General features: G+C 59.5%; 20 protein-coding genes and 5 pseudogenes. 17 read left to right on the top strand and 8 right to left on the bottom strand.

Annotated features, from left to right (window positions below; genetic code table 11):
- Window positions 1-34: 34 nt before the first annotated feature.
- Both hisC and nifA read right to left on the bottom strand, forming a co-directional pair.
- Window positions 35-1,174: a histidinol-phosphate transaminase gene (hisC, locus tag NKH28_RS15095; protein WP_352542067.1), complete on the bottom strand. Its 1,140-nt coding sequence runs from the start codon at window positions 1,172-1,174 to the stop codon at window positions 35-37.
- Window positions 1,175-1,409: 235 nt separating this feature from the next.
- The gene (nifA, locus tag NKH28_RS15090; protein WP_352979395.1) at window positions 1,410-3,092 is read right to left on the bottom strand and encodes a nif-specific transcriptional activator NifA; all 1,683 of its coding nucleotides are present in this window, start codon (window positions 3,090-3,092) and stop codon (window positions 1,410-1,412) included.
- 1,087 nt (window positions 3,093-4,179) lie between these two features.
- Between nifA and NKH28_RS15085 the strand changes: the two genes are divergently transcribed.
- From NKH28_RS15085 to NKH28_RS34455, 3 genes and pseudogenes are all read left to right on the top strand, one after another.
- Window positions 4,180-5,508: a dicarboxylate/amino acid:cation symporter gene (locus NKH28_RS15085; RefSeq protein ID WP_352615322.1), complete on the top strand. Its 1,329-nt coding sequence runs from the start codon at window positions 4,180-4,182 to the stop codon at window positions 5,506-5,508.
- 302 nt (window positions 5,509-5,810) lie between these two features.
- Complete coding sequence (locus NKH28_RS15080) at window positions 5,811-6,842, top strand: LacI family DNA-binding transcriptional regulator (RefSeq protein WP_352466665.1); 1,032 nt, start codon at window positions 5,811-5,813, stop codon at window positions 6,840-6,842.
- Between the two features lie 445 nt (window positions 6,843-7,287).
- Window positions 7,288-7,525 (top strand): annotated as a pseudogene (locus NKH28_RS34455) (IS1634 family transposase); the annotation flags it as partial.
- Between the two features lie 117 nt (window positions 7,526-7,642).
- Here the strand turns inward: NKH28_RS34455 and NKH28_RS15075 are convergent.
- Window positions 7,643-8,572: a LysR family transcriptional regulator gene (locus tag NKH28_RS15075; RefSeq protein ID WP_352457033.1), complete on the bottom strand. Its 930-nt coding sequence runs from the start codon at window positions 8,570-8,572 to the stop codon at window positions 7,643-7,645.
- Window positions 8,573-8,840: 268 nt separating this feature from the next.
- Between NKH28_RS15075 and NKH28_RS15070 the strand changes: the two genes are divergently transcribed.
- The 9 genes and pseudogenes from NKH28_RS15070 to NKH28_RS15030 form a co-directional block, all read left to right on the top strand.
- Window positions 8,841-9,434, top strand: coding sequence for a NodA family N-acyltransferase (locus NKH28_RS15070; protein WP_352457034.1), 594 nt, complete (start codon window positions 8,841-8,843; stop codon window positions 9,432-9,434).
- Window positions 9,431-10,090, top strand: a complete 660-nt coding sequence (nodB, locus tag NKH28_RS15065) for a chitooligosaccharide deacetylase NodB (protein WP_352466666.1) — start codon at window positions 9,431-9,433, stop codon at window positions 10,088-10,090. The genes NKH28_RS15070 and nodB overlap by 4 nt, the downstream gene beginning before the upstream one ends.
- Window positions 10,091-10,104: 14 nt before the next feature.
- Window positions 10,105-11,430, top strand: a complete 1,326-nt coding sequence (gene nodC, locus NKH28_RS15060; protein ID WP_352466667.1) for a chitooligosaccharide synthase NodC — start codon at window positions 10,105-10,107, stop codon at window positions 11,428-11,430.
- Window positions 11,431-11,510: 80 nt separating this feature from the next.
- The gene (gene nodS / locus NKH28_RS15055) at window positions 11,511-12,107 is read left to right on the top strand and encodes a nodulation methyltransferase NodS (protein ID WP_031194123.1); all 597 of its coding nucleotides are present in this window, start codon (window positions 11,511-11,513) and stop codon (window positions 12,105-12,107) included.
- A 35-nt stretch (window positions 12,108-12,142) separates the two neighbouring features.
- A pseudogene (locus NKH28_RS15050) lies at window positions 12,143-12,388 on the top strand (carbamoyltransferase N-terminal domain-containing protein); the annotation flags it as partial.
- A 43-nt stretch (window positions 12,389-12,431) separates the two neighbouring features.
- On the top strand, window positions 12,432-13,343 hold the full coding sequence (nodI, locus tag NKH28_RS15045) for a nodulation factor ABC transporter ATP-binding protein NodI (RefSeq protein WP_023719311.1): 912 nt from the start codon (window positions 12,432-12,434) through the stop codon (window positions 13,341-13,343).
- 3 nt (window positions 13,344-13,346) lie between these two features.
- Window positions 13,347-14,135, top strand: coding sequence for an ABC transporter permease (locus tag NKH28_RS15040; protein WP_352483783.1), 789 nt, complete (start codon window positions 13,347-13,349; stop codon window positions 14,133-14,135).
- Between the two features lie 67 nt (window positions 14,136-14,202).
- Window positions 14,203-15,165, top strand: a complete 963-nt coding sequence (locus NKH28_RS15035) for a LysR family transcriptional regulator (RefSeq protein ID WP_023678269.1) — start codon at window positions 14,203-14,205, stop codon at window positions 15,163-15,165.
- An 8-nt stretch (window positions 15,166-15,173) separates the two neighbouring features.
- A pseudogene (locus NKH28_RS15030) lies at window positions 15,174-15,436 on the top strand (hypothetical protein); the annotation flags it as partial.
- 77 nt (window positions 15,437-15,513) lie between these two features.
- On the opposite strand, the pseudogene NKH28_RS15025 reads toward NKH28_RS15030, so the two are convergent.
- Window positions 15,514-15,891: pseudogene (locus tag NKH28_RS15025) on the bottom strand (hypothetical protein); the annotation flags it as partial.
- Window positions 15,892-16,338: 447 nt separating this feature from the next.
- Between NKH28_RS15025 and NKH28_RS15020 the strand changes: the two are divergent.
- Entirely contained in the window at window positions 16,339-17,139 is an 801-nt protein-coding gene (locus tag NKH28_RS15020; protein WP_352979393.1) for a calcium-binding protein, read from the top strand.
- A gap of 59 nt (window positions 17,140-17,198) precedes the next feature.
- Here NKH28_RS15020 and NKH28_RS15015 read toward each other — a convergent pair whose 3' ends face one another.
- Window positions 17,199-17,396: a hypothetical protein gene (locus tag NKH28_RS15015; protein ID WP_352979391.1), complete on the bottom strand. Its 198-nt coding sequence runs from the start codon at window positions 17,394-17,396 to the stop codon at window positions 17,199-17,201.
- Window positions 17,397-17,533: 137 nt separating this feature from the next.
- Between NKH28_RS15015 and NKH28_RS15010 the strand changes: the two genes are divergently transcribed.
- From NKH28_RS15010 to NKH28_RS15000, 3 genes are all read left to right on the top strand, one after another.
- Window positions 17,534-19,306, top strand: a complete 1,773-nt coding sequence (locus tag NKH28_RS15010) for a type I secretion system permease/ATPase (RefSeq protein ID WP_352979514.1) — start codon at window positions 17,534-17,536, stop codon at window positions 19,304-19,306.
- Complete coding sequence (locus NKH28_RS15005; protein ID WP_352979389.1) at window positions 19,284-20,597, top strand: HlyD family type I secretion periplasmic adaptor subunit; 1,314 nt, start codon at window positions 19,284-19,286, stop codon at window positions 20,595-20,597. Before NKH28_RS15010 ends, NKH28_RS15005 begins: the two co-directional genes overlap by 23 nt.
- A gap of 651 nt (window positions 20,598-21,248) precedes the next feature.
- Window positions 21,249-22,478, top strand: a complete 1,230-nt coding sequence (locus NKH28_RS15000; RefSeq protein WP_352979387.1) for a tyrosine-type recombinase/integrase — start codon at window positions 21,249-21,251, stop codon at window positions 22,476-22,478.
- 808 nt (window positions 22,479-23,286) lie between these two features.
- Here the strand turns inward: NKH28_RS15000 and NKH28_RS14995 are convergent.
- Window positions 23,287-23,700 carry a hypothetical protein gene (locus NKH28_RS14995; protein ID WP_352979385.1) on the bottom strand — a complete coding sequence of 138 codons (414 nt, stop codon included), beginning with the start codon at window positions 23,698-23,700 and terminating at the stop codon, window positions 23,287-23,289.
- Between the two features lie 57 nt (window positions 23,701-23,757).
- On the opposite strand from NKH28_RS14995, the gene NKH28_RS14990 reads away from it, so the two are divergent.
- Window positions 23,758-24,957 carry an IS256 family transposase gene (locus tag NKH28_RS14990; protein ID WP_352979383.1) on the top strand — a complete coding sequence of 400 codons (1,200 nt, stop codon included), beginning with the start codon at window positions 23,758-23,760 and terminating at the stop codon, window positions 24,955-24,957.
- A gap of 45 nt (window positions 24,958-25,002) precedes the next feature.
- Here the strand turns inward: NKH28_RS14990 and NKH28_RS14985 are convergent, their stop codons facing one another.
- A complete protein-coding gene (locus NKH28_RS14985) occupies window positions 25,003-25,224 on the bottom strand; it encodes a hypothetical protein (RefSeq protein WP_352979381.1) in 222 nt (73 codons plus the stop codon).
- Window positions 25,225-25,907: 683 nt separating this feature from the next.
- A pseudogene (locus NKH28_RS14980) lies at window positions 25,908-26,869 on the bottom strand (HPP family protein).
- Window positions 26,870-26,924 lie beyond the last annotated feature (55 nt).

Here is a 26,924-nt window from a genome sequence, read left to right as displayed (position 1 = left end):
TCTAAAGATAGCAATGTGTGATATCGGATTAGCGTCAGCGTACCGAACGAGCAGAGCCTGACGCTCCCCTCCCCGTGGTGCTTGGTATGTTTAAGCTTCCAACTATATCGCGAGCGGCAGCAAGAAATGCATCCAATTGCTCTTTTGTGCCGATGCTGACGCGGATGCAATGTTCCAAACCATTGTCCGGAAAGTAGGCAACGAGTATCTTTTGCCTTTCCAAGGCTGCTTGCCACCATGAGCCGTCCTGTCCCGCTGGCACACGGGCTAGCAAGAAATTTGCGTGGGAGGGCGTTACGGAAAATCCAAGTTGCGACAGTGCGGCTGTCACTCGCTGTCGTTCATGTCTGATGTGCTTGTGGTTCTCTGCGTAGGCGCCGCGATGCGCAAGCACGCTGATACCAACCGCATGCCCGATCACGTTCATGTTGAAGACGTTCTGGATGTTGCGCAGCCTGCCAATAATCTCAGGGTGACCGAAACCGAAACCGACGCGAATGCCGGCGGCGGCATAGCTCTTCGAAAATGTTCTCAAGATCAGAAGGTTCGAATAACGGTTGATGAGGCGCAGCCCGTGATCGGGTGCAAAGTCGACGTAGGCCTCATCAAGGACGACCAGGCGATCCGATTGTGCCACGAGGCGTTCGATATTGCTTATCGAGAGGAATGTTCCGGTCGGATTGTTTGGATTGGCCACCAGAATGAACTTGGCGTCTTTTGCCGGACCGGAAAGCAATTGCTCCATTGGCAGCGAATGAGTTTGACATCCGATCTCGAGAAACTCAGCACCATGCAACATGGCAAGTTTGCGGTTGAACGAAAACCCTGGCGATATCATCGCCACCTTGTCGCCAGGGGCGAGGAAAGCTCTGTAGATGAGTCCGAGCAGTTCAGACGACCCGTTGCCTGCGATGACCTGATCCGTGGATACGCCATAGGTATTGGACGCTGCTTCCCTCAAGCTGATGTTATCGTCGTCCGGATACAGATACTGGCGATTGAGGGCCGCCACTGCACTTTGCATTATGATTGGCGGCAACGGAAACGGGTTCTCATTCGTATTCAGCTTGACAAAACTTCTGTCCGGCGCTGGTCCGTTGGACGGCAGAGCATCTAACTGTCGCGTCCCTTGCGGAAGAGACGAAAGCACAGCTTGCAGTTTTGCATCGGACATATTTTATCTCCGTTTCAGTCGCACAGGGGCATCCGTATGAGCTCGCAACGAGAGCAACATGGCGGACGGATTGACGATGGCAGCGTCGCCTTTCACAAGATGGTCACAACGCCGGCTGCCACGGGAATTCGGCCAGGCTGTCCTCGGTCGGATCGACTTGACGCGGACGCGGATCTGCATCCCTGCGCGGGCCAAGCCGCTAAGCGGTCTCAGCTAATCCGCCTGAGTCATGCTTTCACAGACGCTTGACCTCGATGCCGTATTTCCTCAGCACGTAGCCAATCTGGCGCGGGGTCAGTCCAAGCAGGCGCGCCGCCTTTGCCTGCACCCAGCCACATCTTTCCATGGCAGCAATGACGCGCTCGGCGTCGGTGGTCCTCGCGCCCAATGAGTGGGTTGCTCCGGCAGGCGGGACTGTGGTGGCGGCCGAACGAGCGGCCGCATCCGGCGGCGTGGCCGGATTCACTGCCTCTGGGAGGATTGGCGCTGGTTGCAGCGCGGCCTTGCCCGATCTGCTCTTCCGCAGCGCCTCGGCAAAGCATTGGTCGTGGGAGCACGCAAAGTCGTTTCTCCCGATTGATCGTCCCTCCGCCAGGATCGCTGTCCGGTGCACGCAATTTTCAAGCTCGCGAATGTTGCCGGGAAATTCACATTTCATCAGTACTTCAATCGCACGCGGATCGAAGGTCAGCGTACGGCCGTTCTCATCGTTGAAATTCTTGAGAAACTCAGCTGCGAGGAGCGGAATATCGCTGCGCCTTTGGCGTAACGCCGGCACCAGCAAGGGAACCACGTTGATGCGATAATATAGGTCGGCGCGGAACTCATTCCTTGCAACCGCCTCTTCAAGGTTCCTGTTCGTGGCGGCAATCACGCGAACGTCGACCTTGATGGTCTGGTTGCTGCCGACGCGCTCAAACTCCTGCTCCTGCAGCACGCGCAGTAGCTTTGCCTGGAAGGAGGCCGAGATCTCGCCGATCTCATCCAGAAACAACGTCCCCTTGTCGGCGAGCTCAAAGCGACCCTTGCGGGAATTGAACGCGCTTGTGAAGGCACCCTTCTCATGACCGAACAATTCGGATTCCAGGACTGTCTCTGGCAGCGCTGCACAATTGAGTTTGATGAAGGGCCGCTTGGCGCGCGGCGACAACTCGTGAATTGCCTTCGCGACCAGCTCCTTCCCGGTACCGGATTCGCCTCGCAACAGAACCGTGGTCTTTGCCTTAGCTACCACTGCGATCTTCTCGAGCAGCGCGCTTAGCGCCGGACTGTCGCCAATCATTCCCTTGACGTGAACCTTCTTGCGCTGCGGTGCAGGGTGCTTGACATCAGAGAATTGCGTTTGCAGCCGATCTTCCACCTCCGTCGGTCGTTCGCGGTCGCCCGCGGAGAAGCGGTGCAACTTGACTGTCTGTCCCACCATGTTGGCTATCATGGTGAGCAGCCGGACATCATAATCGAGCCGATACGTTGACCTGCTGTCCAAGGCGCGGTCGATAGTCAGCGTGCCTACGGCGTTCCCATCAACACGAATGGGAACGCCGATGAAGGACACGGTGTCGGAGGCCCCAAGCACCTCTATGTCAGCGGCAGTGAAGGCCGAATGCACCGCTATGTTCTCGGCGACGAGCGGCGTGTCCGTCGTCACAATCAGATCGATTGCCTTGCGCGGCAGGCGCATCCGGGAGCGCTCATCGCTGTTCTCGTCGCAGCCGGTGACTACGGTGATGTCCAGTACGCCCTCAGCGTCGAAGAGAGCGATGATGCCGTGCCGCATCTGCACAAACGAGGGCAGGAGATCGACGACCTTGGCCAACGTGACTTCGAGCCGGGCGGGGTCGGTGAATACTTTCGATATTTCGAAGATGCCGGTAAGCGCGTGCTCGTGCGATGGCACAAAAGGGACCGCGGTGTTCATCTCGGACTTTGGGTAAGCCCTTTTCGAATCCGGAAGCGAAATGCGGCACTCGCTGGCATTTTGTTCTGATTTGGGAATGTTGTGGTGCATATGATCCTCGATCTCGCGCCATGAAATGCATGCCGGCGGCATGTGCGCCCGCGACGTCGCGGGCAAGCGCGAAAATGCTCTGACGTGAACTCGTGCCACCGCCGTGTGGTCGAGTGCAAAGCGGGTCGACCCCTGACGCATCGCTTGGCTCTCCCTCCACGAAGCTTGGCCACGTTCTCGGCTTGCACGGGGGCAACCACACGTTGATTTTCAAAAGACTGGAGCGAGGCGGGATAGTCAATCGAGCTTTCTTTCATTCGTGAAAGGAAACCTCGCGGCCTATGATAGAATTCATCAGTTCTAATTTTTGTCGGCGATGTTGAACGACAGAAATACGGCGCCGGCGATGCGGTGCCCGAGCGGCTGACCGCGCCGAGTTGCCGGGCCGTGCCAGTCACCAGCGCCTGCGAACCAGGGGCGGGAGCGATAATCACTGCCGACGACACTGGTCGGTCGCGGCAACCGCCATTTCCTCGATATTGATGACGGACATAAGGCGGCGGCATCGCGTGTGAAGGCGCGAAGCTGGCGGTCGAGCGCGGCTTTCTCGGCGGTGCTCGGAACTTCTGAACCGCATCGTCGCGGTCAGCACCAGCGGCGTCAATCCCTACGTCTCGACGTCGCTTTCAAGCTGTCGCTGCAGCGGGAGCGCGGCAAAGAACACGGCAATTCTGCGCCCTCGTGCCAGCGATGCGGCCCTTCCCAAAGTCGGCAAACCGAGGAGCCCGCCACGATGTGCAGCAAAACCGCAAGCCAGAGAGATCGACCGGCAATCTGCCGGAGAACATCAAGCGCGTGCTGGACGGCGGCCTTGTCATTCCCGTCTTGTGCCACCGCTCATCCCATCATTGGCGAGCCCAACGTCAGTTCAGGTCATGCGGATCCATTTGGCATGGGTATTGCGGCGGCCTTGGTGCAGCGTTCGACCGGAGCGCCGCGATAGGGAGAAGCCCGGGAGAAGTCACGCCACCTCGATCCGGTCAGGGAGAGAGAAACAGTGTCAGCTGCACAAGTCCGCGGCGCGAGTCCCGCGCCCCGCAAACCCTTCTATGCCAAGCTTTACGCGCAGGTGCTTGCCGCCATCGCCCTCGGCGTCGCAATTGGCTATTTCTATCCGGGGACCGGCGAGAGCCTGAAGCCGCTGGGTGATGCCTTCATCAAGCTGGTCAAGATGATCATCGCGCCTGTCATCTTCCTGACAATTGCGACCGGCATTGCCGGCATGAACGATCTTCACAAGGTCGGCCGGGTCGCCGGCAAGGCAATGGTCTATTTCCTCACCTTCTCGACGCTGGCGCTGATCGTCGGCCTCATCGTCGCCAATGTCGTCCAGCCTGGCGCCGGCCTCAACATCGATCCGGCCTCGCTCGATGTCCAGGCCGTGAATACCTATGCCGCAAAGGCCCACGAGCAGTCGGTCACCGGCTTCCTGATGAACATCATCCCGCCAACGATAGTCGGCGCCTTCGCGGAAGGCGACATCCTGCAGGTGCTGTTCTTCTCGGTTCTGTTCGGCATGGCGCTCGCGATGGCCGGAGAGACGGGCAAGCCTGTCGTTTCCTTCCTTCAGGCGCTCATCGCGCCTGTCTTCAAGCTCGTCGGCATTCTGATGAAAGCCGCGCCGATCGGCGCTTTCGGCGCAATGGCCTTCACCATCGGCAGATATGGCATCGGTTCGGTCGTCAACCTCGCGATGCTGGTCGCGACGTTCTATTTCACCGCCTTCCTCTTCGTGTTCGGGGTTCTCGGCGCGGTCTGCCGCTACAACGGCTTTTCGATCTGTTCTCTCATTCGCTACATCAAGGAAGAGCTGCTGCTTGTCCTCGCAACGTCCTCCTCGGAGGCCGCGCTCCCCTCGCTCATGCAGAAGATGGAGAAGGCGGGCGCCAGGCGTTCGGTTGTGGGTCTCGTCATCCCGGCCGGATATTCGTTCAATCTGGACGGCACGAATATCTACATGACCCTGGCGGCCCTCTTCATCGCGCAGGCGACGAACACCGATCTGTCAATCGGCGATCAGGTGCTGCTGCTGCTCGTTGCGATGCTTTCCTCCAAGGGCGCTGCAGGTGTGACAGGTGCGGGCTTCATCACCCTGGCTGCTACGCTCGCCGTAGTTCCGAGTGTTCCCGTTGCTGGGATGGCCCTGATACTCGGCATCGACCGCTTCATGTCCGAATGCCGGGCGTTGACGAATTGCGTTGGTAACGCAGTGGCATCCCTCGTCGTCGCCCGCTGGGAAGGAGAATTGGACCAAGCGCAGATGAAAGCCGCCTTCTGCGGTCATCAGCTTGCCGAGGCATCAAACCGGCTATCCTCCGCCGAGTAAGGGCGACGCACCGCGACCGGTTTCGCCAAGCTGGTCACATGACCTGAACGATCGACTCGCAGGCTCTAAACGGCGCCTCACGGACCATGTATCAGAAGCGCTAAATGTGTGAGTGCAAATCATCGCCGCCCTAAGCGAATGAACCTTCCGTTATACCCGGCCGGTCTACGTCTGGAGTAGTCCAATACGCTGTCGATCATTCAGTATGCGGGCGTCTTCACTTTGCCCACCCGAAAGCATTGTCGAATCGCGCTAGGTGACAGAGAGCCAGCCTGCGTCAAAAACCAATCAGAATAGGACCCATGACCAAGCGCCCCACAATTACCGATCTCGCCCGCGAAGCCCGAGTCAGCGTAGCAACGGTCGATCGGGTTCTGAACGCCCGCCATCCGGTGCGCGAGGAGACCGCGCGGCGGGTCCACGACGCCGCCCACGCGATCGGCTATCATGCTGCCGGGCTCATCAAGCAGCGCTTGCGGCGAGACCTACCGTGCTACCGTCTGGGCTTCATCTTGAGAAAACCGGCCCAGCATTTCTACCAAGACTTTGCGCGCGAGGTCGAAGCGTCGGTCAATTTGGCCCAGTCCTTCCACGGCATTCCGCTCATCCAATTCGCCCCGTCACATATGCCGAGCGACCTAATCGCACCGCTCAAGGATTTGGGCGCACGCTGCCATGCGATCGCGATGGTGGCACCGGACCACCCAAAAATTACAGCAGCGGTTGAGGACCTCAAGGCCAAAGGCATTCCGGTTTTCTCGCTGCTTTCCGACTTCGCCGCCGGCGTGCGACAGGGCTATATCGGCCTCAACAACCGCAAGGTGGGGCGCACGGCCGCTTGGATGGTGTCCAAGGTCGCAAAACGGCCCGGCAAGGTGGCGGTGTTTGTCGGTAGCCATCGTTTCCAGGGGCACGAGCTCCGTGACGTCGGCTTTCGCTCCTATTGCCGTGAGAACGCGCCGACGTTCGAGGTGCTCGATCCGCTTGTGAACCTGGAGAAACGGCAGGTCACCTACGAGGCAACGCTTGATCTCATGCAGCGGGAACCCGAGCTCGTCGGCTTCTATGTCGCCGGCGGCGGCATGGAGGGCGCCATCTCCGCGGTCCGGGAAGAGGGTAAAAGTCGCGATCTCGTCGCGATCGTGAATGAAATCACGCCGGAATCTCGGGCGGCACTCGCTGATAACATCATCACGATGGCAGTCGCCACGCCAATGCGCCGGCTTTCCCAGGAGCTGATAACGCTGATGACGCGGGCTATCGAGACCGGCACTGCTGAAACACCAGGACAGACATTTCTGCCGTTCGACATCCATCTGCCGGAAAATATATGAAACTGATGGCTTCTATCGTAAGCGGGGAGTTTCCTTTCATGAATGAGAGAAAGTTGATTGATTATCCCATCCACGCGGGGTAGCCGCACCCCATAGGCCTCAGCCGCGGCCCAGGATGAAGCGCCGATTGGGTGAACGGATCGGCCGCGCGTTCAGCCCGAAGCGCGAGGTAAATTGCCTACATCCGCAGCGTCGACCTCGACCGGCTTCATTGCCAACATCTCGACGTTGTCGGTGCAGGGCGGTGTCGTCAAGGATGCCTCACGCCAGTAGCCGAGCGAGGCCGGCACAGTCCATTGGTATCGACCTCGTCGACCGCCATCTCCTCGCCTGGCCGCGTGAAAAGCCGCGGCATGGCCGGCAAAGTTGGCATTTGAGTGGGGCTAAACACCTTCTGGGACTTCGCACGCGAAATCGGAGGCGGCAGTCAATTCAGTACCAACCCGGACATGTGTTCTGCTCGTTCCTGGCCCTCGTACTCAGCAAGGAACTGCGCCGCTCTGCCGGGCCAAAGGCCTGACGCCCGAATGGCAACCGCTCCTACGCGATCGCGACCGCCTCCAGGAAGCCACCATCGAAAAGGATGCTCGCGTCGTCACCACCACGTCACGGCCAAAGTGGGCAACGTTTTGAAGGCAGCTGGCATCGCTCTGCCACACAACCTCGATGAACAACTCGCCTGAGATCACCCCCAAAACGTAGTGGTAACACGCGCCGGAGCGCGCCTAACATGCTGATTAATGACATATTCTTGCGGGCGGTGTTTAAACTGCAAGGTCGGATGGTCGTGCCCGAGACGCTCAATAGCTTTCAAGCAAAGGCGCCAGGCGAGATGCCTCCTGCAACATCATTTCCCGCATCCACAGGCTTGCCGGATCAGTGTTGTGAAGCGCAGGCCATTGGACGGCCTCCGTGAATGCGGGATGAGGAAGTGGCGGCGGAAGTCCGACAATCCGCAGGGGTGTTGTTTTTGCGAAATGCTGCGCCAGCCGTAAGGGCATGGTCCCGATGCGGTTGGTGCCTGATAGGACCGGCGCGATCAGGCTAAAGCCCTGTACGACGACCTCGATACGTCTCTCGAACCCGTGCTCGAGCAAATACCATTCCTCCATGGTGGGCTGCCGGGTGTGCCTGAATTTGAGCACGACATGCCCCATCGACAAGTATCGCTCGAATGTAAGTGGCTCTGACAGCTGCTTGTTCGTGCCGCAGCCTACGCATACGAGCATATCTTCGAACAGGGCTGCGCGAGGATGTTTCGACATGAACACTTCCGGCATAATCAGAAAATCAACGTCGCCGCGCCGGAGAAGCTCCTCGGGGTCGTCGCAAATAGGCAGACATTCGAAGCGGACGGCGGGAGCTTCCCGCGCAGTACGCTCTACGATCCTCTTAAAAAGCACGAGCGTGAGGTAATCGGAAAGCATGATTCGGAAGAGACGATCCGATTGGGCTGGGTTAAAGGCGTCGGAGGAAATAATCGATAGCTGGATGTGCAGCAATGCGTCCCGGACTGCTGGGGCAAGCCCCTCCGCGCGCGGTGTCAAAATGAGCTCGCGGCCGTTCATCGTAAATAGCTCATTGCTGAAGTAGGCGCGTAACCGAGCGACGGCGGCGCTCATGGCCGGCTGGCTCAGATTAATACTGTTGGCCGCGGCAGTGACTTTACGCTCCCTGATCAGAGCGTCCAGCACAACGAGGAGATTCAGATCCAGCCCCTTAAACCGCATATCCTGATCTATCCAGCGTGTGGATGGGCATCATCTAAACAATCAATTTTACGAATTTACGAACCATGCATTAGAGGAACGTAAATGACCGACGTCAAGCTCAAATCGACGGCGCCGCCACACGGGCGGGAACATCGAGAGAGCTCATTGGCGAGCCCCACCGGCTGGCTCACCGTCGCTAACGACAACGGTTGAGTGCAGCCAACAACGCCGCCGCTTTGGCCGGGTAATGCGGCCCGCAAGAAACCATTTTGAAGAGAGGTCCTGAATGCGCCCTCAGGTGCAGTGGAAATTGTGCTGGGAAAACGAGTTGCAGCTCTCGGACCACGTCGAGCTCGCCCAGTTCTTTCGTAATACCTACGGGCCGACTGGGGCGTCCAACGCAGAACCGTTCGAAGGTAGTCGAAGCTGGGCCGGAGCCAGGCCTGAACTCCGCGCAATCGCCTATGATTCGAGCGGTGTAGCGGCTCACATGGGCATACTGCGCCGTTTCATCAAGGTTGACGCGGTCGATCTGTTGGTGGCTGAGCTGGGCCTGTACGGGGTACGTCCGGATCTTGAGGGTCTCGGAATCGCCCATTCAATCCATGTCATGCTTCCAATACTGCAGGAGCTTGGCGTTCCATTCGCTTTCGGAACCGTCCGGGACGCGCTGCGGAATCATGTTGAGAGGTTCGCGCGGCGATACAGCCCTTTGGCCGTTTTGTCGGGAATTCGCGTGCGCTCCACCCGACCAGAGGCGCGCCTCGACCTGCCGCCCACACGCATCGATGACGCACTCACCATTGTTCTGCCAGTTGGACGGCCGATCAGCGAATGGCCCACGGGCACGATGATCGATCGGAACGGACCAGAGCTATGAGCCGTCCCGATTGCTTGTACGAAGTGCGCCGTGAGTGCTCTGACGGCACCGGCCGTCGCAGCGTTTATCTGACGTTTGACGACGGTCCCAATCCACTTTTCACACCGGAGATTCTCGATGTGTTGGCAGAGCAGCGGGTGCCGGCGACTTTCTTCGTCATCGGCGCCTACGCCTTAGAGCACCCGGATCTAATCCAACGAATGTTTGCAGAAGGGCACGAGCTAGGCAACCACACGATGACTCATCCGGATCTGTACAAATGCGGCTTCGGCGAAGTGCAACGTGAGATCTTTGAAGCTAACGGCGCCATCATGAGGGCGTGCCCTCAGGCCTCGGTGCGCTATATTCGCGCGCCCTACGGCGCCTGGAGCGAAGAAATCTTCACAGCGTCACAGATCGCCGGGCTGACGGCCCTCCATTGGTCCGTCGACCCTCGAGATTGGTCTCGCCCTGGGGTCGACGCGATTATCGATACCGTGCTCGCCTCTGTCCGGCCGGGCGCAATCGTACTCTTGCACGACGGATGCCCTCCCGGCGAGTTGAGCCAGGGCGCTCACGCCGGTCTGCGCGACCAGACGGTCACGGCGCTGTCCCGTCTGATTCCAGCACTTCATGAGCGCGGATTTGTAATCCGCTCACTTCCTCAACATCACTGAACAAACGAGATCCCATGACTCTTCTTGGTACAACCAGCACTGTGGCCATTTCGCTTTATGCACTGCTCTCGACTGCTTATAAGAGCATGCAGGGGATTTATGCTCTGCCGACAAACGACTCATCGGCGTTGGAGGATCTCGTCGGCTCCGATCAACTGCCCAGCGTGGATGTCATCGTCCCCTGCTTCAACGAGGATCCGCGCACGCTTTCAGAGTGCCTGGCGTCCATTGCAGACCAAGAATACGCCGGAAGACTTCGGGTCTATGTGGTTGATGACGGTTCTGGAAATCGCGAAGCCGTAGGAACTGTCCACGAAACCTACGCGCGCGACCCTAGGTTTGACATCATTTTGCTTCCCGAGAATGTTGGAAAGCGCAAGGCGCAGATCGCCGCGATACGCCGCTCATCCGGGGATTTGGTGCTTAACGTTGATTCAGACACGATACTCGCGTCCGACGTCATCACCAAGCTTGTACCGAAGATGCGAGATCCAGCGGTCGGCGCAGTCATGGGTCAGTTGATTGCCAGTAACCGGAGCGAGAGCTGGCTGACAAGGCTGATAGACATGGAGTACTGGCTGGCTTGCAACGAGGAGCGCGCGGCACAGGCTCGCTTCGGTGCCGTTATGTGCTGTTGCGGCCCATGTGCCATGTACCGCCGGTCTGCGCTCCTTTTGTTACTGGACCAGTACGAGTCGCAATTTTTTCGGGGCAAGCCAAGCGACTTCGGGGAGGATCGCCATCTCACTATCCTCATGCTGAAAGCAGGCTTTCGAACCGAGTACGTTCCGGGCGCCATCGCGGCCACAGTCGTTCCGAACAGACTCGGACCGTATCTGCGCCAACAACTCCGTTGGGCACGAAGCACATTCCGGGACACGCTGCTTGGGCTGCGCTTGCTGCCCGGCCTCAATAGCTATCTCACGTTGGACGTGGTCGGACAGAATCTCGGGCCGCTACTCCTCGCCCTATCGGTACTAACGGGCCTCGCACATTTCGCACTGACAGGCACTGTGCCTTGGTGGACAGGACTGATGATTGTGTCCATGACCATGCTCCGATGCAGCGTGGTAGCATTTCGTGCTCGACAGTTTCGATTTCTGGGCTTTTCTCTGCACACGTTCATCAACATCTTTCTCTTACTTCCCTTGAAGGCCTACGCGCTGTGTACATTGAGCAATAGCGATTGGCTGTCGCGAAGCTCTGCTGTCGCTACATCGAACACTGGGGGAAAACAGGCCCCCACCCAAACTCCGATCACTGGATCAAGCAGGGCAGAATTCTCACCGCATGCGGCTCCGCTTCGCAGGCTCAATCTTGCGCGGATTCTTCGGGATTAGCGCTGTCGAGCAACATCTGCGGCGACGAGTGATCGCTAATTACCTAGGTGGACGAGAGGTGGACGAGTTTGACCCAGAACATGAATCATCAGTTGCTCGATCGGGAATTGGCCGCAGACGATCCGTGGCGCCTCGACGGCAATCCGTTCGAGCGGGAGCGCCACACGCAAATGCTCCAGTTGGCGCTTGCCCAAGGCTCCATTACAAATGCCCTCGAAGTCGGGTGCGCTGCCGGCGCATTCACGGAAAAACTAGCTCCCAACTGCCAAGGGCTCACCGTCATCGATGTCGTGGCGCAAGCGATTGCTCGAGCACGTCAACGGATAAAGGAGCCGTCGCGCATCAACTGGATAGTCTCCGATGTTCAACAGTTTTCGACCGACGAGTTGTTTGACCTGATCGTTGTGGCGGAGGTCCTATACTACCTCGAAGACATAGCCGAGATGCGCGCGGCCGTCAAAAACCTGGTGCGGGTGCTTGCGCCAGGCGGGCATCTGATCTTCGGATCGGCAAGGGATGCTAATTGCCGTCGCTGGGGTCACGCCGCTGGTGCTGAGCCGGTCATCGCCATGCTGAACGAAACGTTGATCGAGGTAGAGCGTCTTGAGTGTCGGGGCGAGTCGGTCAACGAAGACTGCTTGCTCGTCCGTTTCCGGAACCCGCTTTCCGCTTCCTGATCAATCGAATCTATCGCCGTTAACGTGGAGACACTATGCGCATCTGTGGTACCAAGCTGACCCATGATGGGGCGATCGCGCTTGTCGAGGATGGACGGCTCGTCTTCTGCGTTGAGCAGGAAAAGCGGCACAACAATCCGCGTTATCAAACCATCGATAATCTCGACGCAATTGTCGCCGCTTTGGCGGAACAGGGGCTAAATCCTTGTGATGTCGATCAGTTCGTTATCGACGGCTGGGATGGCGAAGACGAGTCACAGTTTCAGGTCCGGCAGGCAACCAAGCAACCGCCAGTCTTGGCGTCCCTCTCGGTAAAATGAACCCATGTCCATGGTAGCGATCGATCTTACGGACGTAAGCAAAACTTATGACAAGCTCGTTGTCGACAGACTGTCGTTCCGCGTTGCGGCGGGGGAATGCTTCGGGCTCTTGGGACCGAACGGTGCGGGCAAAAGCACGATTGCGCGTATGGTCCTCGGCATGACATCGCCTGATGCGGGGAAGATTACTGTGCTTGGCGCTCCAGTGCCGGCGCGCGCGCGTTTGGCACGTATGCGCATCGGCGTGGTCCCGCAGTTCGACAATCTTGATACCGCGTTCACTGTACGCGAGAATCTGTTGGTGTTCGGGCGCTACTTCCGGATGAGCAGACGCCAGATCGAAGCGGTCATACCATCGCTGCTTGAGTTCGCCCGCCTCGAGAACAAAGCGGATGCGCGCGTCGCCGAACTGTCCGGCGGCATGAAGCGGCGCCTGACGCTCGCGCGTGCGCTGATCAATGACCCGCACTTGCTGGTGATGGACGAGCCGACCACCGGCCTCGATCCGCAGGCCCGCCACCTGATCTGGGAACGGCTGCGATCGCTGCTGGCGCGGGGCAAGACTATTCTTTTGACTACCCATTTCATGGAAGAGGCCGAGCGGCTGTGCGATCGGCTGTGCGTTATGGAGGAGGGGCGCAAGATCGCCGAAGGCCGCCCGTCCGCACTCATTGACGAGCAGATCGGCTGTGACGTGGTCGAGGTCTACGGCGGCAATCCGCATGAACTGGGTGCGCTGATCCGGCCGTACGCACAGCGCATCGAGGTGAGCGGTGAGACGCTTTTTTGCTATGCACCCGATCCGGAGCAGGTGCTGGTGCAGCTACGCGGGCGCGCGGGTCTGCGCCTTCTGCAGCGTCCCCCCAATCTCGAGGATGTGTTCTTGCGGCTAACCGGGCGCGAGATGGAGGACTGAACAATGGGCGAACGTTATGCGGCGGCCATGCCCGCCAATGCGTGGAATTGGGTCGCGGTTTGGCGCCGCAACTATCTTGGATGGAAGAAAATCGGGCTTGCATCGGTTCTCGGCAACCTCGCCGATCCGATGATCTATCTGTTCGGTCTCGGCTTTGGCATCGGAACAATGATAGGTCCTGTTGAGGGCACTTCGTACATTGCGTTTCTCGCGGCTGGCATGGTTGCCACAAGCGCGATGGCATCGGCGACTGCTGAAACGGTTTACGGGAGTTTCGGCCGCATGGACAACCAGCGCACCTGGGAAGGAATGCTATGCACTCAGCTGACGCTCGGCGATATCTTACTCGGCGAATTGGCGTGGGCAGCCACCAAGGCCCTGATGGCGGGCACAGCAATCACTATTGTTGCCACCACGCTCGGCTACACATCGTGGCCATCCATCCTCTGCTTGCTGCCAGTCATCGCTCTCAGTGGCCTCGCCTTCGCGAGTCTAGCGATGGTCGTCACGGCGCTTGCGCCCAGTTATGAATATTTCATATTTTATAATACGCTTGTTGTAACACCCATGCTGTTCCTTTGCGGCGCGATGTTTCCGGTCAACCAGTTGCCCGGCGCTTTTCAGGACGTCGCCTCCTTGTTGCCGCTCGCACATGCAATTGACCTCATTCGTCCGGCGATGCTTGGCCGTCCGGCCGGCAGCATGGGCCTGCATATCGGCGCGCTTTGCATATACACGGTTTTGCCGTTCTTCCTATCGGTTGCTCTATTTCGTCGTCGGCTGATGCGTTGACGCTACTCACCATTCGTAAAATTGATTCTTTGGGCGATACCCATCCACGCGTCGGATAGGTCAATACATGCGTTTTAAGGGACTCGATCTAAATCTCCTCGTTGTGCTGGACGCTTTGATCAGGGAGCGTAAAGTCACCGCCGCAGCCCGCAGTATTAACCTGAGTCAGCCGGCCATGAGCGCCGCCGTCGGTCGGTTACGCGCCTATTTCAGCGATGAGCTATTTACGATGAACGGCCGCGAACTCATTTTGACACCGCGCGCGGAGGGGCTCGCCACAGCAGTCCGGGAGGCATTGCTGCACATCCAGCTGTCGATTATTTCCTGGGACGCCTTTAACCCGGCCCGATCGGATCGTCGCTTCCGCATCATCCTTTCCGATTACCTCACACTCGTATTTTTTAAGAAGATCGTAAAGCGTGCTGCGCGGGAAGCTCCCGCAGTCCGCTTCGAATGTCTGCTTATTTCCGACGACCCCGAGGAGCTTCTCCGGCGCGGCGACGTTGATTTTCTGATTATGCCGGAAGTGTTCATGTCGAAACATCCTCGCGCAGCCCTGTTCGAAGATATACTCGTATGCGTAGGCTGCGGCACGAACAAGCAGCTGTCAGAGCCACTTACATTCGACCGATACTTATCGATGGGGCAGGTTGTGCTCAAATTCGGGGACACCCGGCAGCCCTCCATCGAGGAATGGTATTTGCTCGAGAACGGTTTCGAGAGACGTATCGAGGTCGTCGTACAGGGCTTTAGCATGATCCCGCCCCTTCTATCAGGCACCAACCGCATCGGGACAATGCCCTTACGGCTGGCGCAGCATTTCGCAAAATTAACACCCCTGCGGATTGTCGAACTTCCGCCGCCACTTCCTGCCGCATTCACGGAGGCCGTCCAATGGCCTGCGCTTCACAATAATGATCCGGCAAGCCTATGGATGCGGGAAATGATGTTGCAGGAGGCATCTCGTATGATTACCCCGCCTAAGAGCACCGGACGTCTCAGTTGTCGGCCGACGACCCCTCGGTTATGAGAGGAGGCATGGATGGCGATTGGGATTGGGCGATTCCTGCATTGTCGAGAACGATGCAGGGAGAGCAGATCCTTCAGCCTGAAGAGGTGGCAGCGATGCTGCCGCTGCATGAGCTTGGCTGGGGAACCGACGGGCGAACGAATTCGGGTGCGCTCGCAACACGGTGCCTCGGTATCTAAGCGAGGGCGGGACTGTTCCGTTTCGCAAGCCTGTGCGGCCGACCGCGTTTGACGGACTGGACGATTGGCTGCGGGAGCGCTTCTTCCGCCATGGCTCGGGCTGGATGACGATCTCGACCCGCTCCAGGTGCGCCGGGAACGCCTTGCGCGGTCGCGCAGCACGTCGCGGCTCGCCTGTCGGTCTTGCGGCCTCGAGCTCGGACTCAATCGCGCCGAGCCCGGTCTGGATTTCGAAGGCGAAGGCCTGCTGGGCACGTTCGAGCTTCTCGGAGCTGCGACCGAAGTGGCGCGCTCCAGCTGCTTGACGATCCCGTGAAGGTCGGCGATCCTCTCCTGGGCACGCTCGTTGAGTGTCGCCATCCGGACGATCTCGGCCTTGAGTGTTTCGCTCCGGAGTTGTTGCAGTTCGGCCTTCTCCGCCGCCATGGCGACGAACATCGCCTTGAGCGGATCGATTTCGTGGGGACGGGCCGAAGCGCTTCTCGTCATGACGCCGACAGGAGCTTATTTTGCACGGCCTGAGGCCCGCCTTTTGCGCCTGAGTCACTTCGCCACGGCCTATCCGGCCGACGTCGGACGCCGTCTCCGTTCGGCTCAAACGCGCCAGTCCATGCCTTCGACGAGCGCCATCAGTTCGGCGCGGCAAGCCGGATCACGCCGTTCTCCACCCGCGGCCAGCGGAACTTGTCCTCGTCCAGCGCTTACGGTGCGGGTATGCCGGCGTCGAGTAACAGAGAGAAGTTTGGGGCCGAACTAGGACGGCCCCGACGAAGTGTTGTCCTGGTCCGGTTTGAGTGTCGAATCTTCAGATCGATTGCTTGGGCGACCAGCTTCCCGGCCGCCAGCGAGCCCGCAACTGCTCAGCAGAAGGGCGAAGTGAACGTGAGTGCATCCATTTCGTAAATGTGTGTCTATCCAAGCAATCGATTTCTCTAATTATCCGATGAGGAATATGAACCGCGTCAGGCAGGGTGCATCATTAGGAGTATTTTCGATGGCAAAGATTATCGAGGGTAGCCCGGGTGCCGAAACACTCCTCGGCACCGAGCTTGAAGATTGGATGGAGGGTTTCGGAGGCAATGACTGGATTGACGGTCGTGGCGGCAACGACGAGATCTCGGCTGGCCAGGGCAGTGACCGAGCCATTGGCGGCGAGGGTAACGACCGCATCTTCGGCGGAGATGGCTGGGACGATCTCTCCGGCGACAACGGCCGCTTCAACGCGCGCATCTCCGGTGAGGACAATGACAGGCTCAGCGGCGGTCCCGGCCAGGATGTCCTCTACGTGGGTGACGGCCAGGATACGTTGACCGGGGGCACCGACAATGACACGTTCGTGTTCCAGTTCCACAATCCGGTGCCTGGCGTCGTCCCGAGTGTCGGGTCGAAGCCGGACATTACCACTATCACCGATTTCAACCCGGCGGAGGACAAGTTCGCCTTCGATGCGGTGGGCCTCTACAACGACGGTTTTGGCGCGAACTTCGTCAACAACGCCAGCATACAGTCCGGCTACCCGGTGAGCAGCTTCTACAGTGGTGCGGCCTCGGGTGCGAACGGCGAACACGTCGTGGTAATCACTGGCGAATCTTTCAACTCTGCTTCTGAAGCCGCGAGTGCGATCTCCGGCGAGCACGCCGGCGACATCATTGTCTACCAAAGCAGCTACACCGACAGAGTCGCAACTCTGGCCTATGTCACCGCCGACAACAGCGCGCATGAGTTCGCCCACCTGGGCGGTGTGGTCACCGTGGCCGACCTAGGCCTGACCGCGTCGGACTTCACCTTCGTTTGATCCAGAAAACCCATACGGAACAGCGCCCCGCCCCCCTGGGCGGGCGCTTTCCGTTTCCGCTACTTGCGATGGGCCGGGGCGCCCGGGAGCAGTCGCAGCGTGTACAGCTTGACGAAGCCCTGCACGTCGCGCTGGTCGTACACCGAATCTCCCTGAAGGCGTGGAGGCGGAAGCCTGTTCGGGCCCTTGCGGCCGGCCACGATGACGTTGCCCTTCCAAACCTTCAGCCGGACGGTGTTGTTGTTGACCCGCTCCATTAAATGCCAAACCAAACACATTCGGCGGGAGCACTGATCCTGAATCAGCCAGCGGATGCAGTCGGTTGCCGCTCGGGGAGCAATATAGGGAGCTGGGTCGCCAGATCCTCACGGAGACCTACGTGAGTAACCATTCCTTGAAGGATTCAGCTTTGAGACCTTTCCCTCTGACTTCCGCTATTTGGGGAATTCTGTTGATCAGCGGCGTGGTCAACGTGCTTGCGCTGATCTCGCCGCTGTTCATGCTTCAGGTCTACGACCGCGTTCTGGCAAGTGGCAGCGTATCGACGCTAGTGGGGCTCGTCGTGCTTGCTGCAGGGCTTTATGCGTTCCAATGCCTGCTCGACGTTTTGCGCGCCCGCGTGCTGCTGCGGATTGGCGAGCGTTTCGATGAACAGTTTTCCGGACGCGTTCACGATGCGATCGTTCGCCTTCCGCTTTTAACGCGCATGCCGGGCGACGGCTTGCAGCCGCTTCGCGACCTCGACAATATTCGCGGATTCTTAGGTGGAAACGGTCCGACAGCGTTCTTCGATCTGCCATGGATGCTGCTTTATCTTGCCATTTGCTTCCTCCTTCATTTCTGGATCGGCATGACGGCACTTATCGGGGCGATCGGTCTCACATCTCTGACACTTCTTACCAACACTCTCTCGCAACGGCCGATACGCGAGACCATTGCCCACGACATGGTGCGCAATGGCCTACTGCAAGCAGCGCGTTGCAATGCCGAGGTCGTGCAAGCTCTCGGTCTCGGAAAGCGGATCGCTGCCCGATGGCACAAGGCCAATGCCGAGTATCTGGCCGCCAACCGGAAAGCTGGGGACGTGGCAGGTGGGCTGGGTGGCATTGCAAAGTCGTTGCGCGTGCTGCTGCAATCGGCAATTCTTGCCGTCGGCGCGTACCTTGTCATCAGGCAGGAGGCTACGGCCGGGGTCATGATTGCCAGTTCGATCATGATGGGGCGTGCGCTGGCTCCGGTCGATCTGGCCATTTCAAGCTGGAAACCCTTCCTCATGGCGCGCCAGGGTTGGGCGCGGCTGGAGGACCTCCTGGGAAAGGTTCCTGAAACCGCTCCTGTTATGCCAATGCCTGCACCTGAACGCGAACTCCGCCTCGAAGGCGTGACAATCGTTCCGCCCGGCGAAAGGAAGCCGACCGTGACCGGCCTTGCGTTTGCCGTTCAGGCGGGAAGCGCACTCGGGATCATCGGTGCATCGGGTTCGGGCAAGTCGACACTCTCGCGCGCCATCGTCGGCGCATGGGCGCCGGTCGCCGGAAAGATTCGCATCGACAGCGCAAGCCTCGATCAATGGGACCGGGAAGCGCTAGGCCGTCATATCGGCTATTTGCCGCAAGGTGTTGAACTGTTCGACGGCACCATTGCCGAAAACATCGCTCGTTTTGAAGATAATCCTGACCCTGAGGCTATTGTCACCGCGGCGAAAGCAGCGGGCACGCACGAACTGATCCTCCGATTTGAGCACGGCTACGAAACTCCGATTGGTGAGGCCGGATCGGCACTTTCCGCCGGGCAGCGCCAGCGTATCGGTCTTGCCCGTGCTCTTTATCGAGACCCTTTCCTTGTTGTGCTGGATGAACCCAATGCCAATCTCGATGCGGAAGGCGAGGCTGCGGTCGTCAAGGCGATCGCCTCCGTGCGCGGGCGCAAGGGCATTGCGGTTGTCGTCGCCCATCGGCCGAGCGCCATCCGCGCCGTGGATTTTGTGTTGGTCATGGAAGGTGGACGGCAGCGAGCATTCGGTGCGCGTGATGAAGCGCTTTCCAAAGTCTTGAAGAGGGCAGCGATGGCACCAGGCGCTGGCGTCAAGGCCATCGAGTCTACACAGGATAACGTGGGAGAGCGCGCTGACATGGAGGATCCCGGTGGCCGGCATTCATCAGAATAATGACGTTTCCAGCTCCATTCGCCGGCACCTGGTGGCGGGCCTTCTGGCGAGCGTGATCTTTGTTGGAGGAGCCGGAGCCTGGGCGGCCTTCACGAATCTCTCCGGTGCGGTTGTCGCGTCCGGACACTTTGTCGTCGATTCCTATGTGAAGAAGGTGCAGCACCCGACCGGCGGGGTGGTGGGAGAAATCCTGGTGAGCGAAGGTGATAAAGTAAAAGCCGGCGACATCCTCATGCGGCTCGACGCCACCCAGACGCGCGCCACTCTCGCTGTAGTCACCAAGCGGCTCGATGAGCTGGCCGCCAACCTGGCACGACTCGAAGCTGAGCGTGACGATCTGGTGGAGATCGCCTTCCCGGACTGGCTGCTCGCCCGCAGAGATGTTCCGGACGTAGCTTCGGCAGTACATGGCGAGACGCGGCTGTTCGAATTCCGCAGACAATCCCGCGACGGAAGGCAGGCGCAGCTAGCGGAACGCATCACTCAATATGAGCACGAGATCGAGGGGCTCAAGGCGCAGGAAATCGCTTCTGAGAAAAGCACCGAGATTCTCCAAAAGGAAATTGCTGCCCTGAGTGGGCTGCGCGACCAAGGCATTGTCTCGGACCAACGCTTGAACAGCCTGAAGACGCAGGTTGCCACTTTCGGCGGCGAACGCGGTGAGAAGATTGCACATCAGGCACAGACGGCAGCCCGCATAGCCGAAACGCGCCTGCAGATCCTGCAGATCGATCCGGATTTCAAGACGGAAGTCGGCCAGGAGCTCAGAGAGGTTCAGGCGCAGGTTGGGGAGTATGTTGAGCGCAAGGTGGCGGCTGAACAGGAACTGCGACGGATCGATATTGTCGCGCCGCAGTCAGGCGCCATTCAACAACTCGCAGTTCATACGGTCGGAGGAGTGATCACGCCCGCCGATCCGATTATGCTAATCGTGCCGGAAGGCGACGATCTTGCGCTTGAAGCACGAATCACCCCGAAGGACATCGACCAAATCCAGCTTGGTCACAAGGCCGTGCTGCGGATGTCAGCCTTCAATCTGAGGACCACGCCGGTATTGAACGGATATGTCAGCCGGATCGCAGCCGATCTGGCGACGGACGAAAAAAACGGCGTTTCGTATTACCTGGTGCGTCTGTCGGTTCCGCATGCGGAACTGACGAAGCTCAAGGACCTGACGCTCGTGCCCGGCATGCCGGCCGAAGCGATGATCCAGACGGGCGAGCGTACGGCGCTTTCTTATTTTGTGAAGCCGCTGTCGGACCAAATCAGTCGCGCATTCCATGAGGAATGAAAGTGATCCACAGAAATATTTTGTTGGTCGTTGTTACGCATGCATGAGAGTCACAACCGTCTGAAAACACAGCCATACTTTCCTCAGTTGGATTCCGCCTCTGACTCAGATTCGTGGTTCCGCGGTCATTTTGCCCTTCCAAGTCGCCGACCATTCAGTTCTTGGCCTCGAGCGCATTAAGATACCCATCATCGTACACAAAGGCTGGAAAAGAGTCCGGTGTCTTGAGCGATCCTAGGTCTGGAGACCTAGGGTGAGCCTGCAAGCACAGAGCTAGGACATGATTGAGCGTCTGCAATATTCGGACAGGTACATAGGAAGACAGGCAGGCGTCAAAGACGCGCTTTCAACGCACTAGACTAAACCGATGCTGCGCACCCCGAGCGTCTTGCCGCCCTCGCTCCCGCCGGTAGGAATCAATCGCGAGCAGGCTGCGACGTTCATCGGCGTAAGCTCAACGACCTTTGATGAAATGGTCCAGGACGGCCGGATGCCGCAGCCACGAATGCCGAGCAAGGGGCGCATTGTTTGGGACGTCGAGGAACTTGTATTGGCCTTTCGAAAGCTCCCTCACCGCCAAATCGGAGGAGCACCAAAGCTTGACGAAGATTCGCCGCCACTAGACAATCCTTGGGATCGAAAACCACGAACATGACGGATGAGCCCGTGAAAATCGATCTTAAGGGCGTAGTGAAGGACACTGATCGCCACGGCAATGAGCGGTACTATTTTCGCGCACCGGGTCGGAAGAAGGTCCGGCTCCGTGAACCGACCGGCAGCGACGAGTTCCTCGAGGAACTGCGCTGCGCACGCGCCGAGGTCTATTATGTTCGGCCCGGCACTCTTCCCGAGATTTGCCGGCGCCTCCCCAAGCCTTCCGAGCCAGCGAAGAAAGGCACGTTACTGTGGCTTTGCCAGGAGTATTACCGTCGGGGCGGCACGGAAATCACCCAAGACACTATGGCGCGCCGACGAGCAATTCTGGAGCGCGTATGCGAATTACCTCATCCCCTCGAAGGTGAGCCGGATCCTCAGTATCCCACCAAGGGATCTCTGCCATTCGCCGGTATGAAAAGGTCTCATGTTAAGGAGATCAGGGACACCAGGCTCGACGCCCTTGGCGCCGCAAACAATATCGTAAAAGCCATCAGCGCGATGTTTGAGTGGGCAAAGGACACAGAGATTCCGGGCGTCGACTTCAATCCCGCCCGCGGCATCAGACGGCTGAAGAGCGGCGACGGCTGGCACACATGGGACTTGTCGGAGATCGTTCAATATGAGAAGCGGCATCCGCTGGGTACCGCAGCCAGACGTGCGCTCTCGATCTTCATGTTTACTGGCCTGCGGTTGTCGGACGTCGCGATCTTCGGTCGACAGCACATCACGCTCGTCTACAACGAGGAGACCGAGCAGTGGGAGAAGTGGATCAGAATTAAGCCTGGGAAGACCAGTCGTAACAAGGATGCGGTGTTGGTGGAGCTCCCGCTTCTGCCCGAACTAGAGGCGGAACTTGAGCACACGCCGTCAGACCAGATGACATTCCTGGTCAATGAATATGGTCGCCCGTTCTCGGAGAACGGTCTGGGCAACAAGATGCGCCAGTGGTGTGACCAAGCTGAGCTGCCGCACTGCAGTGCTCATGGAATTCGGAAGGCCGGCGCGACGATCGCCGCTGAGAACGGCGCGACGCACGAGCAGCTGAAGGCGATATATGGGTGGACTACGTACCAGCAGCCCGACCACTACATCAAGAAAGCGCGTCGCCGGAAGGTAGCGAGAGCGGCGAAATACCTGCTGCTTATCGATCGAAAAGAGAACAAAATTGTCCCATTTTCCGCCGGGGTGGAATCAGGTGGGACAATTACGGCGAAAAAATCGTGATTTAACAATAGCTGTCCGGGGGACTGGTGGGCCGGAGGAATGTTGGGAAGCCAAATCAAGCAGTTAGGGACCAGCGGGACAGCAAAGCATTCAAATCTGTTCCAATGTTTTTCGATGTTCTTGTCCCAGCTACAACGCTGCATTTCGCCCGATGAACGCCCCTCTCGCCTTATCGCGTAAGATGGATCGTGACGGTGTTTCAGTCTCTCCTTGGAAAGTCGCGGTAGTACCATTAAGAGCAAGGAGCGTCTCGATTGTGGCCGGGAGCGGACGGTCCGATAGCAGCACGTGAGAAAGAGGCGGCAGTTGTTGGCGCGGCTTCCCGGCAATAGGGAAGCCGCTAACCTTAGATTTGAATCCCTTCGGACAGCGTCAACACGTCAGACTCCTCTGTTAAGTCGATACGCGCAGGGCTGATAGCTTCCGCGAGGATCCCGCTCATCCAGATCGCAGTCGCGCGCGCCCATTCCGCTGTCCTGAAATCAAGAGTCCCCGAATGGTCGGATGTATCTTCACTGTCAGGTCGAGCGGTATGCAATCAACTGAATTCCGGCTTTGCTCCATCCGGTCCTGACGAAGCTTACATATGCCGCCAGCCTGAGGTGATCACCAGGAACATCGCGATGGCGTAAAGCAGAAGTCCCAGCACGTCGTTCGCCACGCGTCGAGCCTGCCGCAAAGTCGGCCATATGGCATGTCTGGTCTGAAGCTCCCGACTGGCCACGCCAACCTCGGTCGAACTATTCGTTTCCTGCGATCAGTCCCACAACTCGCGCGCCCGTCCACTGCGGAACGCTTCACTCCACCATCAAGTCGCCCAATATGGTCCAAACCTCACTTCCGTATCACCCGGCAGCACCAGAAGTGGGTATTCCAGAGGTCGCTGCTCAGTACCCGTGATCCGGCGCCACTGCACGGTTTCGTCGAACGCCCAGGACTCGTCGGGCGGGCTTTCCGGCATGAGGTAGTGGCAGTAAACGTAACGAAGGTTCTTCGCCTTCGCGTCAAAGCGGGCGGTGCTCTCGAGGATCCTATCGTACCTGCGCCGCTCGACCTCACCGGATTCCAACGGTTCGAGGCCTATACGAATAACGGAATCCGTCTCCTGCGGCAGCTGTTCGGGGTCGTGTCCCGCGGGGTGGTGTAGCTTGGCGGTAGCGAAGCCGCTCGCGAGCGCGCACTCAACAGCGCGGTAGCGAGCGAGCGGCGCAGCGGTGGTCATCGATGTTCTTCGGTAGGGTTGGGTTGCTGACACCAACCTGATTCGAAGGAAGCACCGATGACCGACGACATGATGAACCTGCGCGGGCTCGTGGAGAAGACCCCCGACGCCGATCTCCTGCGCGAGATGATCGGCTTTGCCGCCGAGCGGCTGATGGAGCTGGAAGTGGGCGCGGCGACCGGCGCGGCCCATGGCGAGAAGAACCCGCTGCGGCTTGTCCAGCGCAACGGCTATCGCGACAGGGACTGGGAGACGCGGGCCGGCACGGTCGAGCTGCGCATCCCGAAGCTGAGGAAGGGCTCCTACTTCCCCAGCTTCCTGGAGCCGCGGCGCATGGCCGAGAAGGCGCTCACCGCGGTCATCCAAGAGGCCTACGTGCAGGGCATCTCGACGCGCTCGGTCGACGACCTTGTCAAGGCAATGGGCGCGAGCGGCGTCTCCAAAAGCCAGGTGAGCCGGCTCTGCGAGGAGATCGACGGCAAGGTGAAGGCCTTCCTCGAGCGGCCGATCGAGGGCGACTGGCCGTATCTTTGGATCGATGCCACCTACCTGAAGGTGCGCCGCGGTGGCCGCATCGTGTCGGTCGCCGTCATCATCGCCGTCGGCGTCAACAGTGACGGCCGCCGCGAGGTGCTCGGCATGGAGGTCGGCACCTCGGAGGCTGAGCCGATCTGGACGGAGTTCCTGCGCAAGCTCACCCGGCGCGGCCTGCGCGGCGTCAAGCTTGTCGTCTCCGACGCCCATGAGGGCATCAAGGCCGCCGTGACCAAGGTGCTCTCAGCCACCTGGCAGCGCTGCCGGGTTCATTTCATGAGGAACGTGCTGGCGCATGCCGGCAAGAGCGGCCGCCGCGTCGTCTCGGCCTTCATCGCCACCGCCTTCGCCCAGGAGACGGCCGAGGCCGCAAGCGTGCAATGGCGCGCCGTGGCCGACCAGATCCGGCCCAAGGTGCCGAAGCTCGCTACCATCATGGACGAGGCCGAGCACGACGTGCTCGCGTACATGACTTTCCCGAAAGAACACCGCGTCAAGCTGCACAGCATTAACCCGATCGAACGTCTCAACGGCGAGATCAAGCGCAGGACCGAGGTCGTCGGCATCTTCCCCAATGACGATGCCATAGTCCGTCTCGTCGGCGCGCTGCTGCTGGAGCAAAATGACGAATGGGCCGTGCAGCGGGCCCGCTACATGACTCTTGAGATCATCAGCCAGATGAGCGATGATCCGCTCATCAGCCTGCCGGCAGTGGCGCGCTGATCAATTCCGGCCCATGCCGGAGAGCACGGCGACCAATGCCGTCAGCTACACCACGTCAGTGGGCAAGATCCTGTTCGTGCGCTCGGCAAGCTTCTTAAAGACGTCGCGAGCCTTGCCGTTGACCGCTTTTTCGGAACTGGATTGCCATCGGAGCATGATCGCCTGGTCACAGCCCGCAGCATATCTCGGTGACATTCCGAGCTTGAAGAGAGCGCTCTGGATGTAGTTTCCGTAGCGCCGATAGCTTCCGGTTAGAAGCTGCTGCATGCGGGTTCCTGAGGACAGGACCTCGTCGCCCGCAGTCGCCACCCTGATTGAGACCGTCCCGCAGCTGTCGGAAGCGTTTGTCTACCAACTGATCGTCGATGATGAAGCGATCAAGAATGACCGCGAAAAACTGACAGTCAGATCGATACAGGAGCGCGTTCGCCTCCACACCCAACGGTGTCAGGACTGGGAGTAACTGAACGGCTTGGTTTAATGTGTGGCGAGGACTGAGATGGCGACGGGCATTCGACGAGGCACCCGGCCCGAGGCAGGCGATCAAGCCAGAACGAAGGCTCTCCCGACCGCCCAAATCGCAAGGCCAGCGCAATATTGTCTGCCGCGCGCGACCTGTTCCTGGAGCATGGTTTCGAGATATGGGCGTCAGCCGCGCGGAACACGACGAGTACCATCGCCGGTCGACACGTCCCGGCAGACTGGTTAGTAGGGGCGACGTGGCAGTGCAGAGCGCCGTGCTTCCTGCGCCCGGCTGAGGCGTCGCTTCCAAAGCGTTTGGCACAGGCCCGGCACCAGCCTCCGGCCCGATCCCGGTGTACGAGCCCCATTTCGGCAGCGACGGCCGCGCAAACCGCGACGACTTGGCCGGCTTCTCATCGCGACTCCGAACAGACAGTGGATGTGTCTGTCTGAAAAATGGCATCCCGATTGAGAATGCGGAATGCCTTTTATGCCGCTGATACCCCTGCGCCTGCGGTCTGCACGCGCGCTGCCGCCGCCAGCAGGTCGGTCTGGGTGATCAGGCCAAGGATGTTTCGCTCGGTATCGACAATGACTACGGCATGGCTGCGGCCGTCGGTGAGCACAGGAAGCAGGCGCATCGCTGGCGTGTTGGGAGAGGCGGTGGCAGTCTTCGAAATAACGCATTTCACCGTATCGGCCCCCTTGGTCAGTTCGCGCAGGCCCACGGCGCCGACCAGCCGACCGTGCGGATCGACCACTGGCAAGGTGCGGATGTTGTGGTCGAGAAGCTGCTTTCGCGCCACGTCGATGGGTGCGTTTTCCGGGACCGAGATCACGTCGCGGGACATGATGTCCCGGCAAAGCAGCGTGCGGTGCGAGCGCACCATCGCCTGCAGCTCGAGCTGGCGCAGCAGCCTTTCGAGGTCGTCGCGGCCGATGTCGAACGTTTCGTCCAAAGCGGCGAGTGCCGCATCGACATCCTCGGGCCGGAAGCCGACGCGCTTCGTGGGCGGCGGATCGGCGGTGCTGTGGCTGTTGGCCGCGGCTGCATGGACATGCGGATAGTTGCGCCGTGACAGGCGGTGGAAGACCAAGCCCAGCGCCACCAAAATTGTCGAGTTCAGCGCCACCGGCACCAACGGGAACAGAAAGCCGAAGCTGAGCACGGCCGGTCCGCCAAGCACGGCCGTCAGCGCCGCGGCACCGCCGGCGGATGCAGGCTACGCCAGAATGACATGGCAGCGATCGCCAGCGCCACAGCGAGGCCCGACGCGATCACCGGATCGTGCACGAAAAGCGCGACCGTCACGCCGACCAGTGCAGAGATCGAATTGCCGCCAATAATAGACCAGGGCTGCGCGAGCGGGCTCGACGGCACGGCAAAGAGCAGCACGGCGGAGGCGCCCATCGGCGCCACCAGCAGCGCCACATGTGGCCCGCCGCCCATGGCGAGCCCGCTGATCACGCCGGTCAGCGCAACCTGCTGCGGCAGCGCGGGGCGC

It is taken from the genome of Mesorhizobium sp. M1227, assembly GCF_040318315.1.
In the GTDB taxonomy this organism is placed as follows: domain Bacteria; phylum Pseudomonadota; class Alphaproteobacteria; order Rhizobiales; family Rhizobiaceae; genus Mesorhizobium.
This window is presented reverse-complemented; position numbering and strand designations above follow the sequence as displayed.